This is a genomic window from Bacillota bacterium (genome assembly GCA_013178415.1).
GTDB lineage: Bacteria > Bacillota > SHA-98 > Ch115 > Ch115 > Ch115.
Genome location: JABLXA010000005.1, coordinates 1 through 15027, shown reverse-complemented (window position 1 = coordinate 15027; position 15027 = coordinate 1). Strand labels below are relative to the sequence as shown.

At 52.0% G+C, this 15027-nt stretch carries 12 protein-coding genes; 6 read left to right on the top strand and 6 right to left on the bottom strand.

What is annotated here, in order from left to right; all coding sequences use genetic code 11:
- The first annotated feature begins 128 nt into the window (after positions 1–128).
- The 5 genes from HPY52_05745 to miaA all read left to right on the top strand — a co-directional run bounded on the left by HPY52_05745 (position 129) and on the right by miaA (position 8064).
- A complete protein-coding gene (locus HPY52_05745; protein ID NPV79764.1) occupies positions 129–1052 on the top strand; it encodes a branched-chain amino acid transaminase in 924 nt (307 codons plus the stop codon).
- A 116-nt stretch (positions 1053–1168) separates the two neighbouring features.
- Positions 1169–2515 carry a tRNA (N6-isopentenyl adenosine(37)-C2)-methylthiotransferase MiaB gene (gene miaB / locus HPY52_05740; GenBank protein ID NPV79763.1) on the top strand — a complete coding sequence of 449 codons (1347 nt, stop codon included), beginning with the start codon at positions 1169–1171 and terminating at the stop codon, positions 2513–2515.
- Positions 2516–2519: 4 nt separating this feature from the next.
- Complete coding sequence (gene mutS, locus HPY52_05735) at positions 2520–5210, top strand: DNA mismatch repair protein MutS (GenBank protein ID NPV79762.1); 2691 nt, start codon at positions 2520–2522, stop codon at positions 5208–5210.
- Positions 5207–7114: a DNA mismatch repair endonuclease MutL gene (gene mutL, locus HPY52_05730; protein ID NPV79761.1), complete on the top strand. Its 1908-nt coding sequence runs from the start codon at positions 5207–5209 to the stop codon at positions 7112–7114. The genes mutS and mutL overlap by 4 nt, the downstream gene beginning before the upstream one ends.
- On the top strand, positions 7111–8064 hold the full coding sequence (gene miaA, locus HPY52_05725; GenBank protein ID NPV79760.1) for a tRNA (adenosine(37)-N6)-dimethylallyltransferase MiaA: 954 nt from the start codon (positions 7111–7113) through the stop codon (positions 8062–8064). Before mutL ends, miaA begins: the two co-directional genes overlap by 4 nt.
- On the opposite strand, the gene HPY52_05720 is transcribed toward miaA, so the two are convergent.
- From HPY52_05720 to HPY52_05700, 5 genes are all read right to left on the bottom strand, one after another.
- Positions 8053–9243, bottom strand: coding sequence for a mannitol-1-phosphate 5-dehydrogenase (locus HPY52_05720; GenBank protein ID NPV79759.1), 1191 nt, complete (start codon positions 9241–9243; stop codon positions 8053–8055). The two genes, miaA and HPY52_05720, sit on opposite strands and share 12 nt — an antisense overlap.
- 263 nt (positions 9244–9506) lie before the next feature.
- Positions 9507–9905: a ParB N-terminal domain-containing protein gene (locus tag HPY52_05715; protein ID NPV79758.1), complete on the bottom strand. Its 399-nt coding sequence runs from the start codon at positions 9903–9905 to the stop codon at positions 9507–9509.
- A gap of 433 nt (positions 9906–10338) precedes the next feature.
- On the bottom strand, positions 10339–11097 hold the full coding sequence (locus tag HPY52_05710; protein NPV79757.1) for a sugar phosphate isomerase/epimerase: 759 nt from the start codon (positions 11095–11097) through the stop codon (positions 10339–10341).
- Between the two features lie 73 nt (positions 11098–11170).
- Positions 11171–11839 (bottom strand): hypothetical protein, encoded by a 669-nt coding sequence (locus HPY52_05705; protein NPV79756.1) that lies wholly within the window; start codon positions 11837–11839, stop codon positions 11171–11173.
- 108 nt (positions 11840–11947) lie between these two features.
- A complete protein-coding gene (locus tag HPY52_05700; GenBank protein NPV79755.1) occupies positions 11948–13105 on the bottom strand; it encodes a Gfo/Idh/MocA family oxidoreductase in 1158 nt (385 codons plus the stop codon).
- A 1146-nt stretch (positions 13106–14251) separates the two neighbouring features.
- Between HPY52_05700 and HPY52_05695 the strand changes: the two genes are divergently transcribed.
- Positions 14252–14794 (top strand): hypothetical protein, encoded by a 543-nt coding sequence (locus HPY52_05695; GenBank protein NPV79754.1) that lies wholly within the window; start codon positions 14252–14254, stop codon positions 14792–14794.
- Positions 14795–14813: 19 nt separating this feature from the next.
- Here HPY52_05695 and HPY52_05690 read toward each other — a convergent pair.
- A partial coding sequence (locus HPY52_05690; protein NPV79753.1) for a hypothetical protein occupies positions 14814–15027 on the bottom strand: 214 nt, incomplete at its 5' end.

Genomic DNA, 15027 nt, shown 5'->3' with positions numbered 1-15027 from the left:
GAGTCGCCGCCTGTAAGACCCAAGGGATGTGCCTCTATGGAAGCCTAGGTGGCACAATCAGGAGCGTGAAAGTGCCATCAGGCTGCTTCTAAGATGAATTTCATGAGATATAAGGAGATGGAGTGGTTATGCCAAAGTCATATGCTTACTTTGAAGGCAACTATGTGCCGCTAGAAGATGCAAAGATCAGTGTAATGACCCATGCATTTATGTACGGGACTGCCTGTTTCGAGGGCATCAGGGCCTACTATTCGCCGGAAGAAAACCAGCTTTTTGTATTCCGTATGAAAGAACACTATGAGAGGCTGGTAAATTCGTGTAAGATCCTTCAAATCAAACCGGTCCTGTCAGTTGACGGGATGTGTGAGGTCACCCTGGAGGCTCTCCGGCGGAGCGAATTCCGTGAAGACGTCTATATAAGGCCGATCGCTTACAAGAGTTCGAAGGCCATCGGCGTGAAACTCGTGGGGCTGGACGATGATTTCCTGGTATTTGGAGTGCCTTTTGGTGATTATCTCGACGTAAATAAAGGCATAAGGGTACAGGTCTCCACCTGGAGGCACTTGGAAGACAATATAATCCCGCCCCGGGCCAAAGTCAATGGAGCATATGTGAACGCTGCCCTCGCCAAATCCGAAGCTTTGCAGAATGGCTATGATGAGGCCATATTCCTGTCAGGAGACGGGCATCTCTCCGAGGGGAGCGCTGAGAATCTCTTCCTGGTCAAATGTGGGAAGCTTGTTACCACGCCTTCTACAGAAGACATTCTGGAGGGCATCACTCGTAACACCATCATAGAGCTTGCAAAAGATGAGCTCGGCATCGAGACCGTGGAACGCCGGATCGACAGGACAGAGTTATACACAACGGACGAGTGTTTCCTCTGCGGCACAGGAGCTCAGATATCGCCCGTCATAGAAGTGGACCACCGCCCGGTGGGAACTGGAGAGGTAGGGCCTATCACGAGAAAGCTTCAGGAGCTGTATAATGACGTGGTGCATGGAAGAGTGGCAAGATATCGCAAGTGGTGCGCCGCGGTCTACAACGATTGACATGTCCCTCGTTCGACGGTAGAATGGTTATTGATGACACATATGAGAGGGAGAGAAGCCGCAATTTCCTTCGTCCTCCTTCATTGAAGGACTTACGGGGGTTTTGCGGCACTTTTATGAATAATGGAACCCAGAAATATTACCATATAGTAACCTTCGGGTGCCAGATGAACGAGCATGATTCCGAGGTCATGGCAGGGCTTCTTGAAAAGGAAGGGTACAGGCCTGTTGATGATCCTCACTCTGCAGATGTTATACTATATAACACCTGTTGTGTCCGGGAGAACCCCGAGCGAAAGGTCTATGGACAGGTTGGAGACCTTAAGGCACTCAAGAAGAAGAATCCTGACGTCATAATTGGCATTGCCGGCTGTATGGTCCAGCAGCCCGGCGAGGCGGAGGAAATTCGAAAAAAGCTGCCTCACGTGGATCTGGTGTTTGGGCCTCACAACATTCACCGCTTGCCCGATCTTCTCAAGGAGGTGCAGGCCGGCCGCCGGGCGTTTGAAATATGGGAAAAGGAGCAGGAGATCATCGAAGGCCTGCCAGTGAGACGGCAGGGCAGGCTCAAGGCCTGGGTCACTATCATGTATGGTTGCAATAACTTTTGCTCATACTGCATCGTTCCGTATGTCCGGGGCAGGGAGCGTTCAAGGCGGCCGGAGGATATCTTGACGGAAGTGAAGGAACTAGCCCAGGAAGGCTATAAGGAAGTGACCCTCCTGGGCCAGAACGTGAATTCCTATGGGAAAGGGCTTTCCCCCCGGGTGGATTTCCCGGACCTCTTGCTTATGTTGAACGATGTGGAAGGCATAGCGAGGATCCGGTATACCACAAGCCACCCCAGAGATTTTTCTGATAGACTCATTGATGTGGTAGCGACAGCTGACAAGGTCTGCGAGAATTTCCACCTGCCGCTCCAGGCGGGCTCTGATAGGATCCTGAAGCTCATGGGAAGGGGTTATACCATTGATGGCTACAAGACATTGGTGAACAAGATTCGCAGCAGGATTCCTCATTCAGCCATCACGACAGACCTGATTGTGGGTTTCCCTAGTGAGACTGACACTGATTTCGAGGCGACGCTAGACGCGGTGCGGGAGATAGAGTTCGATTCAGCCTTCACTTTTATCTTTTCGCCCCGCAGAGGGACGAAGGCCGCGAGCCTGCCGGAACAGGTGCCCGAGGATGTCAAGCACGAGAGAATCTATCGCCTCATCGAAGCTCAGAACGCCATAAGTCTGAAGAAGAATCAGGCATTGTTGGGCAGCGTTCAAGAGGTGTTGGTAGAGGGGCAGAGTGAGACTGACCCAGACTTCCTTGAGGGCCGGACTCGCACAAATAAGCTGGTCCATATCCCAGGAAATACAGCGGATCTTGCCGGTAAGCTGGTGGATGTCAGGATCACCGAGGCGAGGACATGGACTCTCCAGGGAGAAGTAGTCGCATCCAGGACCAGGTGATATAATGCCAGATACCTCATTGACTCCAATGCTGCAGCAATATGAATACATCAAGGCGGAACATCAGGACAAGCTGCTTTTGTTCCGTCTAGGGGATTTTTATGAGCTTTTCGGCCAAGACGCGGAGATTGCTGCAAGGGAACTGGAGATTACTCTGACATCCAGAGATGCCGGGAAGGCTGGCCGCATTCCCATGTGCGGGGTTCCATACCATGCTGCCGACACATACATTGGGCGCCTGGTGTCAAGGGGTTATAAAGTCGCCATATGTGAGCAGGTGGAGGACCCGAGGCTTGCAAAGGGGCTTGTCCGGAGAGAGGTCATCCGTGTCGTGACGCCGGGGACAGTCCTCGAGCCTTCCCTCTTAGATGAAAAATCTAATAATTATCTTGCAGCTGTCTCATGTGAGCAAAGATCTGGCAAAGCGCTGGCGGCAGGCTTGGCCTTTTGCGACCCCTCTACGGGAGAATTCCTCGTGACAGAGATCCGCGGGGATCGCGCCTATGAACAGGCAGTGTCTGAGATATTGAAAAAAGGGGCCAGGGAATGTCTTGTGCCTGTAGATATGGAGGCTGACCATCCGATCGTTAGAGCTATCATGGCAGCCGGACAAATAACGCTGACATACCGGGATACGGGGTCTTTCGAGGTGTCCAGGGCCAGGAAGGAATTACTCTCGCATTTCAAGGTCGTTTCTCTGAATGTGTTCGGATGCGAGGAAATGCCCCTTGCCTTGAGCGCCGCCGGGGCATGTCTGAATTATCTGTTTGAAACCCAGAAATCCCGTCTCAGTTATATAAACCGGTTGCAGACATATTCCATCCAGAAGTCCATGATCCTCGACCAGGATACCGGACGCAACCTGGAGCTCTACAGCGCCCTGAGAGGTGGATCCAAGAAGGGAAGCCTTCTAGGTGTGCTGGACCGTACCGTGACAGCCATGGGCGGTCGGCTGATGAGAAGATGGTTGCAAGAGCCATCGCTTGACCTGGATGAGATCAAGAGGCGGCAAGACCTGGTTCAGATCTTCTTTGACGACCAGGCGCTGAGGAATAATGTGAGAGAAATTCTCAAGGGGATCTATGACCTGGAGCGTCTCACTGCCAGGGCATCTGCCGGGCTCGCTAACCCTCGTGAGCTCTGGTTCCTTGGCGCATCTCTTGGGAGGTTGCCCGAGCTTGCGCGTCTCCTAGCAGATGTTTCCATAAGATTTGACTGCCTTGAGGATGTGGCTGACAAGATACGACAATGTCTGGTGGATGATCCCCCAGCCAGCTTGAACGAAGGCGGCATTATCCGGCCTGGGTTCAATGAGAGACTCGATCAGTTTAGGGATGCCAGGACCCAAGGCAAATCATGGATTGCCAGGCTGGAGGCTAGCGAGAAGGAGAGGACGGGCATCAAATCTCTGAAGGTCGGATATAATCAGGTCTTTGGTTACTATATCGAGGTCACCAAGCCCAATCTCCACCTCGTCCCAGAGAATTATATACGTAAGCAGACGCTATCCTCGGCTGAGCGTTTCATTACCCCAGAGCTCAAAGAGATAGAGGTCTCGATAACCAATGCCGAGGAACAGGAGCTCAAACTGGAATCTGAGCTTTTCTCCACGCTCAGAGATGAGGTCGCGTCACAGGCGCCTCGTTTGCAGGAGACCGCTGGTATAGTGGCGGAGATCGATGTGGTGTCATCTCTGGCAGAGGTTGCACGCGTCAACGATTACACAAGGCCCGATGTTACCGATGGCGATGAGATCGTAATATGCGGCGCAAGACATCCTGTTGTGGAGCATTTCTTAAAGGATTCTGTATATGTCCCCAACGATGTGATGCTCGATACAGCGGAAAACCAGATAGCCATAATAACAGGGCCTAATATGGCCGGTAAATCTACTTACATGCGTTCAGTGGCTCTGGCTGTCATAATGGCGCAGATGGGGAGCTTTGTTGCTGCCAGAAAAGCCAGGATCGGTCTTGTGGACAGGATAATGACGAGGATAGGCGCTACAGATGATGTAGCTCTTGGCCTTTCAACATTCATGGTTGAGATGCTGGAGCTTTCACGCATCCTGGCCAACGCAGGGAGGCGCAGCCTGATCCTCCTCGATGAAATTGGCCGCGGGACAGGGACATTGGATGGTCTCAGTATAGCTACCGCAACAATCGAATACATTCACGACAAGCGTAGGGTAGGGGCCAAGACTTTGTTTGCCACACATTTCCACCAGTTGACCCGGTTAGAGAAGACCTTGCCCAGGGTAAAGAATTATTGCATGACTGCAAAGCAAGAGGGACAGGATATCGTGTTCCTCCATAAGATCGAGCGCGGTGGCACCTCAGAGAGCTATGGCATAGACGTGGCCCGGCTTGCCGGCCTGCCATCCCAAGTCATAGAAAGGGCAAGGGAGATATTGCAGGAACTGAAGGATAGCCTGCCTGGAGAGCCTGGTGGCATTCAGAAGTCGGGGCGCAGGGGCATTGTCGGGGGTAACGCCGCAAACCTTGCCACAAATCAGCTTGCCTTGTTTGTGCCAGTGGAAGACACGATTTTACGGGAACTGGAGGAGCTTGATATAGAGAGATTGACTCCTCTTGACGCGCTGATGAAATTGAAGGAATTTCAGGATAGACTCAGAGAGCGTGAGCTTGGGGTCAGGGTTACGCCACGACAGAAGCTTGGTGAAGGCGCGAAATGATAAAAATGATTAAAAAGGGCGATCCGGATCGACAGCCGGGGAAGATCGCTGTCCTCACGGAGGAAGTCATCAATAAGATAGCCGCAGGCGAAGTGATAGAGAGGCCGGCCTCTGTGGTCAAGGAGCTAGTTGAAAACGCCATAGATGCCGGGGCCAAGAGGATCGTCATCCAGATAGGGAGAGATCCTGTAGAGTATATACAGGTGACTGATGATGGCTTCGGAATCGAGCCAGAGGACGTTCCTCTTGCTTTTGAGCGACATGCCACAAGCAAGATTCATTCTGCAGAAGATATATTCAGGATCGATTCTCTGGGTTTTCGTGGGGAAGCTCTACCCAGCATAGCGGCGGTGTCGTCCGTTACAATGATAACCAGGCCAAAGGGTGGGGGAGTCGCCACCAAGATCGAACTGAAGGGCGGTCAGGTCCTCTCAGTTGGGGAATCCGGCGGCCCCGAAGGCACCAGTGTCATCGTGCGGGATCTATTCTATAATACTCCGGCTCGTCGTAAATATCTCAGGAGTGTCAATACGGAATGTGGGCATATCTATGACATAGTCGGCGCCATCAGCCTCTCCCATCCAGAGATCTCATTCCTTCTCTACAGGGATGACAGGCTGGTGATTTCCACTGACGGGAGCGGCGATTATTCGGGGGCGGTTTCAGGCATTTACGGCCCTTCAGTATCCAGGGAACTTATCTCGGTATCCATGGCCCTTGAAGGCATCAGCCTGCTTGGGCTGATAGGAAAACCTGATTTAAGCAGAACAGGGCGTGATGGTGAGCGCTTCTTCGTCAATGGGCGTGTTGTACAAAACAGGACCATGTATGCGGCGCTAGAGAATGCTTTTGGAGGCTCGATACCCCGGGGTAAGCATCCTGTAGCATTTATCTGGTTTTCTATGGACCCGGAGACTCTTGATGTAAACGTGCATCCTACGAAACGGGAAGTAAGGTTTGCCAGAGAGGACACCATCTATAAACTGACTTTTGATGCGGCAAAGCAAGCCTTGAGACAATTGCCGGGCGCAAAACCGCCGGATGTGAGTGAGACATCAGCTACATCATATATGGCCCATGTGAATAGATCGTCTATGCCATATATAGCTCGAGAGAATCTATCGCGCGCCTCATATGCAGCTCGCGGGAACATGCTATTCGAGTCATATGTGACGCGGCCAGCGGCAGCCAGTATTGACGGGCCGGCGGCACTCAGTATTGACAGGCCGGGCGAGGCGCCAGATGACTATGAATCTGCAGAAGCAGTTAAGCCGTCAGCTGAGCCGCCGCAGGCGCAGATCCCCACATTATCCCGGGATTTTACTGTGATCGGCCAGTTTCATGATACCTACCTGATCCTTGAGGCAGAGGAATGTCTTTATCTGCTCGACCAGCATGCGGCCCATGAGAGGATTCTCTATGAAAACCTCATAAGGTCATTCAATAGCAAGGCACAAATCAAACAGAAGCTTCTGGCGCCCGTTACCATTCAACCAGGGCCAAGATTCGCGGCAGAAATGGAAGGTAAGCTCTACCTCTTTGAGGGAATTGGATTTGAGATAGAGCCTTTTGGGAAAGACACCTTTTTGGTGAGGGCCATTCCTGCCATAATTGCGGAAAGGCCAAAGATCTCTCCGGAGGATCTATTATTGGATGCAATAACCCAAACTACAGAGCGCGGCGGCGACGGATTGAGGCTTGATCTTCATGGCCTTGCGGCTGTCCTTGCCTGCAAGGGCGCTATTAAGGCAGGCGAGAAACTCAGTCATCCAGAGATGGAGCGGCTGCTCTCGGATCTTTTCAAGACCGACGAGCCTCTTTTGTGTCCCCATGGCAGGCCAACACTGGTGCATATAGACCTTCGTGAGATCGAGGGGTGGTTCAGACGTCCCAAGAAAGGTTGAAGTCCCAGGAAGGGCCAAAAGTCGCCGCGATAGTGGGCCCTACTGCAGTCGGCAAGACCGAGCTCTCGATACTCCTTGCTGAAGAGCTGGGCGCTGAGATCATATCTTGCGACTCGATGCAGATCTACCGGCACATGGATATAGGAACTGCCAAACCATCAGCTGAAGAGAGGGCCAGGATCCCTCACCATCTTATCGATATCGTTGACCCTTCAGAGGATTTCCATGTGGCGAGATATCAAGAGCTGGCCCGGGCCACCATTGCGGAAATCCATTCGAGGGGAAAGCTTCCTATGCTGGTTGGCGGGACAGGGCTCTATCTCAGGGCTGCCGTGAGGGATTATCTATTTCCAGCCCCTCGAGCCGACTGGGAATTTCGCAAAGAGTTGGAGCAGAAAGCTCGAGAAAATGGGCCAGGGTATCTTTTTGCCCGGCTAATGGAAATTGACCCAGCATCGGCCAGCCGCCTTCATCCGAATGACACAAGGCGGCTCATCCGGGCCCTTGAGGTCTATCATCTCACAGGAATGCCAATCTCCGAACTCCAGCGCGACCATACAGGAGAAAAGGCGATTTACCATCTTGCCCTTATCGGGTTCATCCGGCCCAGGCCAAGCCTCTATAAACGCATACAGGATCGCGTGGAGGACCAGATCGCAGCCGGGCTCATAGACGAGACAAGGCACCTTCTGCGGATGGGATACGAGAGGCGCCTCACATCGAGCCAGGCCATCTGCTACAAGGAATCTGTAGATTTCTTATATGGCAAATCCACGCTTGAAGAAGCCATTCGTCTCATGAAACGCAATAACCAGCGCTATGCAAAAAGACAGATAACATGGTTCAAGCGAGAGCCCGGCATCATCTGGGTCGACCTCGATCAATTCCCGTCCAAGACTGATGCGCGTGCCAGGGTGAAGGAATTGATCCTCAGGGAGCTATGGGCTTGACCTCCATGTTTTCTTTTCGCGCCTGATTCTTTCGTAGGCTGCCATGATCAGCGACCACAGCTCTTCATCCCGGGAAAGACCGCAGATCTCTCGTAATATTGCTTCAGGGCCGTTGTTCCTCACCCTCTCAGAGAACTTGACGGCTTGAGGACCCTCTGGGGCATCGTAGAAGAATGCAGCTGCGATCCCGAGAATTATGTTCGCCGGCGTCAGCCCGTGCTTTATGGCGAGCCTTGCCGGTCTTATTAGCCTGTCCTGTGGGCCGAGTTTGCGGGCAGGATCTCGCGCGACGCGTGAAATAGGATCTTTCATCTCGGGGTTCTCAAATCGTCTTATCACCCGGCGGGTGTAGAGCCCTTGCTCATTGGGATCAAAGCCATGCTCTTTCACGAGTACATAGTCTATTTCATCTAGCGCTCCCACCACCACCCCTCTTATGTTAGGGTCAGCCATCACTTCATGAATGTATGTATAACCATGAAGATATCCAATGTAGCCTCCTACTGCATGGCCTGTATTCACAGTAAATACTTTTCTATCCACAAAGGCGGCAATATTGTCTACGAATTGTATCCCCGGCACTTTCTCGTAATTGCCGCGGAGAGCCTTCCGGTCTATATAGAATTCTTCGTTGGATTCGGTGAACACCGTCAAGGGGTGTTCTGTCGGGAGATTCTCGTAGGAGGTCGGGGCAATGGTACCTATCTGTGATTCTGGAAATCCCACCTTTTCTTCCACAAATCTCCTACATTTCGGGGAAGAGCCATCTAAAATGAGGCTTCTTAGGTGATTTGAAGCTCCGGCCATATTCTCACAGGCTACTATGTCCACTGGCTCAAGATTCCCGGCGTCCACCCGAGCTTCAAGCCCTCGCCTGATGGTGGGCGCAACAGCGTGAAACGCTCTCGGACCCACTGATGTGGTAATAAGATCGCACTCTACTATGCGGGCTACGATTTCATCTTCATCAGAGACGTGGAACACCTCAAACCCCGTGACAGTGTGGGTTCGCCTTTCCTCTCCGATAGTCTTGACCAGATAGCTTCCTTCTTCGCGGAGGAGATTTACAAGTTCGATGTTGGCATCCACGAACGCTACTTTGTATCCTCCTGCAAGCAGAAGCCGCCCTATGAGACCTCTCCCGATCTTTCCTGCACCGAAATGCACTGATCTCCTCATCGAAATCAACTCCCATATGGGCTAGATGACATATGAGATCTGGCTGGGGCACGAGATTGAGTCTCCATCTGCATCCTGACTTTTCCTGCATGTCATGATAATCCTTTTATTCCCTATTTGCAGATGAATTCCTGCTGCTGAGTCTAGCTTATATTTTGGCCAGAAAGAGGGTTCGGTCGAATTGCCGTATATCGGGGGCCAACGGAGGGCTCGCCGGCGTGAGCGAGACCTGCGGGCCGGATCTTTGGCTCCGGTCAGCAGATCTACGCTTTAGCTGGCTGGGAAGAAGGGCGTGAGCCTGGGATCAACTTGATGACATCGGCGTCCAGAAACGCGATCTTCTGTCTTTTTGCTGCATCTACTCTGTGATGGCCGTCTATGACGTAATATTTTCCATCTAGTTCATACACATCGATAGGGGGGAGTGCCTCACCCCTTTCAATGGCACGCTCGATGGCCTTTGTCCGGTCATCCTTTGATGTTCTCTTCCACCGGAAATGATCATCGAAGTCTGCCGAACGCCCTACGCTCCCTATGATCTTGTCAACCTCGATGGGCTTTACCCCTACCGGCCACTGATTCAACTGTCCATATCGCTTTCGTTCTTCCTCAAAGGAGCGTATCTTACCGCGCGACCCGGGGCCGATCTTCAATGTAATCATCATTTTCACCTCCTGACAATTTGGTTTTGATCGTTGGGTGGGGTTGAAGAAGGCCTGGGACTTATTTTGTCCCACATGGCCTTTTTATGTCCCATCCAATTTATTTATACATCGGTATTTGAGGAAATGCAATGGGGGAGATGTGAATTTTTTGTAAAGAGATAATGACAAATGGTCCTGTAGCGAGCCAGCGCCGACGCATGGATCATGCTAGAGGCTCGAGAGATGATCGTGGCGAGCCGCCGGCGGCTCCATTTGAATCGGACCGAGGCCGGTTTTGTCTGAGTTGGGATGCGGCCATGCTGCCGCACCCCAGCATTGCCAATTGGGTCTCGTCATCCCAGGCTCCCGGCTTTGGCCGTGGGATAGCTGACTGGCTGTGATCGTGTCTTCCGCCAGAGGGCTGGCTTTATGGCACCCCCGACAGGGCAGTCTAAGCAAGACCTATCCGCTTCAGATATGCGACTGAATCTTCAACCCGCTTATACATCTCTTCCCTCGACAATTCTTCGCCAGCAATGCCCTCCATCTCCATAGTCAGCGGCCCTGCGAAGTTATTATCCTCAAGGATTTTTAGTATCCCTGGGAAATCTACTACTCCTTCTCCCAGAGCCCCGAAGTGAAAGGCCTGATATTCACCATTGGTATCCTTGAGGTGTATGCTGGCTACATAAGGGATTACCTTTCTAAGTTCGGAAACCGCATCCACATCATGGTTGTAAAAATAGACGTTAGCGGTATCGAAATTGATGCGCACATTTGGATGGTCTATGCCTTTCATAGTCTCTACTGCTACATCGCCATTTGTGACAAGGTCTGGATGGGTTTCCATGGCTATAACGACCCCGTATTCTGCCGCCTTGTCACCGAACTGGCGGAGCCGGCGGTAGACTTCCTGGCGGTCAAATCCTCCGGTGTTGATACTAGTGAAGATCACCTTTGCGCCTAGTTGTTTTATGGCTTCCAGGCCCGAGACAAATCCAGGTATGTCCATCTCTTTCCAGTTTAAGCTCAGCGTGACACTAGTTACCTGCAATCCATGAGAGGCTATTTCATCCATTACCCGACCGGCCTCATCTGGCGGCGGACATGCGATCTCCACGCCCTTCACTCCCAATCTACTCAGGTGCTCGAATGCGCCATCTTGATACTTTCCATAGATAGCGGTACGACAAGCAAGTATTCCCTTCATCTTATTTGAATCCCCCTCTCCGAGACTAAGATAGCCCCAGCTATAGCCGGGGCGATGCTGTCAGAGGAAACCCCTATTTGACCTCCTCCTCACCCGCTGCCCAGAGCAGGCCACGCCGCATCAGGGTGCGCACAGGCTCCATCTCCAGGATATCAGCTTGGTGGCCCAACGAGCAGTAGAATACACGACCCTTACCCCATCTCTTGGTCCAGACTACAGGCACATCCACCTGACCATTGGAGGAATGGGGGCCATCCGCTGTCGGGAAGCGGGTAGTAGCCAAGACCTCAATTGCCGGGTCGACTTGCATGTAGTATTGTTCGCTTTTTACAGAGAAATCCTCGATGCCCTCTACTATCGGGCTTGAGCTCCTCCTGATATTCACCATGTATTCAACATCAGCCCCGCCGGGGTGTGCCACCCATTGGCCGCCGGTCATGAATTGCCAGTCGACATTATCCCGGAACGCATCACACATCCCGCCGTGACACCCTGCTATACCCACCCCGCCAGCTACAGCCTCCAGGACGGGTTTGACCTGTTCCCCCGTTATCTTGCCCATTGTCCAGACAGGTATTATGAGTTTAAGGGATCTGAGCTTCTCTGCATCCAAGAAAGCATCCAGGGTTTCGGATATCTCGACGTCAAAACCGCAATCAACCAAGATCTTCCGGAAAACCTCCGAAACCTCCACAGGCTGGTGGCCTTCCCATCCACCTCGGACGATCAATACCTTTTTCATAAGCTTCCCCCCATGCCATGCTTGCACAGAATCCAGGCAAAATCCCCGAAATCCATTTCGGGCTGGTATGCATCTCAAAGATATAAAAAGAACCCATGAGTCATCCTTTCACATAAGCCTTACATCCTCATTCAATTCGGCCTGGTAGTTTTCGATCTTGAGCCCTTCGATGTCCTCGATCCTTACTGGCGCGTCCAGCCACGCAGATTCATAGACCGCCATGCATATGGCTTCGTCCTTGAAACCTTCGAGCCCTGTTATCTCCACAGTTCCCTTTCCGCGAACCGCATCACAGAACTCCTTGAGCTCGGTCGCAATAGTGTCGGTTACTCCACGCGGGAAAAGGCGTTCCCTTTCCTGTTCAGAAAGAGAATCCATGAATTCTTTTTCGAGTTGCTCTATCGGGATGTTTTCATCCCTGGTAAAGAGTCCTTCATTCCACCTGATGCAGCCTTTGTCGCCATATATGGCGCGGAAGTTGCCGCCCTTGCCAGGCGCAGAGTTGGTGGCGACCCATGTGCCGGTCACTCCATTCGCAAATTTGATGGTGGCCATAGTGGTATCTTCTACTGTTATCTCCACAGGATCCTGAAGGCGCTCACGGTCTTTAAAACGAATGGGGTTGTAGGTCTTGGAGATTGCATAGAGTTCCTCCACCTCGCCGATATGATACCGGAAGAGATCCGCAAAGTGAACGCCACCGTCCAGAGTCCAGCCGCCACCTGCCTGATCTTTATGATCCCGCCATCCCCAATGCCAGAGACGTTCTGACACGTCGATCCAGTAAAGCATCCGGAGTCTGCCGATTCGTCCATTCCTTATTGCCCAATTTATAGCCCGCTCGGAAGGCGCCCGCCGGTAGTTTTCCGCCACTTGGAGTATTCTCCCGTTTTGCTGGGCAGCATCAATGATCGCGCGCCCCGCTCGCATGGTGAGGCCAAGGGGTTTTTCAATGGTTACATGCTTACCAGCATTGAGGCATGTGATAGCCAGATTATGATGGATCCGGTGGAGAGCGCAGATATCTACGGCCTCGAGCTCTGGCTCTCTTGCCAACATCTCCTCAAGATCCGCGTATGCACGGGGTTTAGCGCCCTGAAACGCCGCTATGTCCTGCGACATGTTGATGGCGCGCTGCAGGTCTACGTCACAGGTTGCAATCACCTCAAAAGTCTTGATGCCAGCATCCCATAGAATCTTGAGTCCTCTCACATGAGCTCCGGCTATGCCGCCGCAGCCTACAAAGGCGGTCTTTACCCTTTCCAAGTTCCATCCCCCCAGATATGAAATACTGATGGCACTCCGCGAGAAAGCATAGGATTCCCGGTCCCAGGCTCGTCTAAAAGCCTTTCCCAGCCCAGAATCCTGCAGGCGAATTCAGAGAAAGACTAAGAGCGGGAGATATTCGCGCCTGGGACATTTCTATGATGTCCTGGGAAAGCGCACTGCTGGAAAAGCGCACTGTTTGATAAATTCGCATGGCCATCTTATTCTCCTTCTTATTTAGGAATAGATTTTTGATGAGGCCGCGCCCCTATGATGTTGTATGTAGCCTTCGCTTTGCCTCTTCTGGCTCCTTCCCTTTTCAGATCGTGCTAATGGCTCGATGGGAAGAGAATGCCACAGGAGGCGATGTTCCAAGTACTGCCAGGGGGTGAGGCAGCTGGTGGATTTCTCGTCACCTTGGCGCGAAGGCTGACTAGGCTATCGCCACCTTCATGCTCAGACTGGCCGAAATATCGCCACCCTGACCCATTATATACCATAAACTTCATTATTTTGGATAATCGTCTCCTAGGACATTCCAATTGCAGGATGAGGTGACTGGAATTTTGCCACCTGAAGGCGAAGACTGGCGATGCTGCCGCCACTTCTCAGCAAGACACGCCTAAATCTCTGCCACCTGCTGGTGAGACTGATCCAGAACTTGCCAAAATGGACCCAATCTGACGACTGTTTCGGCACCTTGGCAGGGAGACTGACAAGATCCTCGTCACCTTCACGTAAGACCTGCCTAAGCAGTCGCCACCCATGGTCTGAGGTGCCGAAAGATTCGCCATGTTTGGTCGGAAAGTGGCCAAATCTTCGCGCCAGTCCATTCCTTATATCATAGCAACCCCCTATGGCCCCGCATTAGATCGAAGGCGATATTTGGACCATCAACCAGTATATCCCAGATTCCACCACCCAAATACCTATTACAAATCCTGGAGCAGCTCTGTCACTGATCTATGGCATTTGATCCCATGGTTAATATAGGATAATATGGCTCAGGAAGGCATCAGGCAGAAGTGTATATGCCCTACAATGATAAATGCCTTTCCACATCATTCCCCAAGGATGGGGATGATTTTGTCCATGGTACCTCTATCTTATCATCCATGCACATTACCATTGGGGGTGGAGGACAGTTTGGAAAAGGACGCGATAGACCGTAGCGTGAAGGTGCTGGCAAGGCGCTATCCAAGAGATTTTGCAGGACTCTTGCTGGGAGATAGCGAAGGAATTACCGCGGAGATCATCGAGAACCCAGAGGTTAATATACCGCAAAGAAGAGGAGATTTTATCTGGGTGATCAAGCGGGGGGAGGAAAGGGCCATATTACATGCAGAGTTCCAGCTCGCGCACCTTAAGGCTATACCAAGGAGAGTATTTGCGTATAATGCATTTTATTCAGTGACTTATGATCTTCCTACAATTTCAGCAGTATTATATCTTGAGAGGCGACATTACAGGAGACTTCCCGCAGAGTATGTGGCGAGATTTGGCGGGAGAGGATACAATGCATTTAGTTACCGGGTTATCAAACTATGGGATCATGTGGAGGATATAATCAGCGGGGAACTTAGGGCGCTTGCGCCACTACTCATCCTAGCGTCAGAGGAAAAGAGCATAGAGGTTGCGGCTATGGCCAGGGATCTGGAGCTTGTCCCACTCTTCGTAGAATTTCGCTAGCGCTCCCGGACGCATTATTTCACGTTCTAGCGACGTCAGGCTCCGCTGGTACCTCTATCTCCCCTGACATTCCCACCTCCTTGCGAATCGCAGCCTGAAGCATGCCCAGAAGCTTATACCCACGGATGCGATGGAATTTCCCTTCTGCTTCCATTAGCCCCGCCCCAACCCACTGCAACGCCTGCTGGCCATTCCGCCAGCGCTTAACGTTGTGTGCCTTAGACGCAGCCACG

Bases quoted from the DNA above. Each gene is read 5' to 3' on its own strand.
- miaB (NPV79763.1), top strand. From the start codon at position 1,169: ATGAATAATGGAACCCAGAAATATTACCATATAGTAACCTTCGGGTGC.
- mutS (NPV79762.1), top strand. From the start codon at position 2,520: ATGCCAGATACCTCATTGACTCCAATGCTGCAGCAATATGAATACATC.
- HPY52_05715 (NPV79758.1), bottom strand. From the start codon at position 9,905: ATGATTACATTGAAGATCGGCCCCGGGTCGCGCGGTAAGATACGCTCC.
- HPY52_05720 (NPV79759.1), bottom strand. From the start codon at position 9,243: ATGAGGAGATCAGTGCATTTCGGTGCAGGAAAGATCGGGAGAGGTCTC.
- HPY52_05705 (NPV79756.1), bottom strand. From the start codon at position 11,839: ATGAAAAAGGTATTGATCGTCCGAGGTGGATGGGAAGGCCACCAGCCT.
- HPY52_05710 (NPV79757.1), bottom strand. From the start codon at position 11,097: ATGAAGGGAATACTTGCTTGTCGTACCGCTATCTATGGAAAGTATCAA.
- mutL (NPV79761.1), top strand. From the start codon at position 5,207: ATGATAAAAATGATTAAAAAGGGCGATCCGGATCGACAGCCGGGGAAG.
- HPY52_05745 (NPV79764.1), top strand. From the start codon at position 129: ATGCCAAAGTCATATGCTTACTTTGAAGGCAACTATGTGCCGCTAGAA.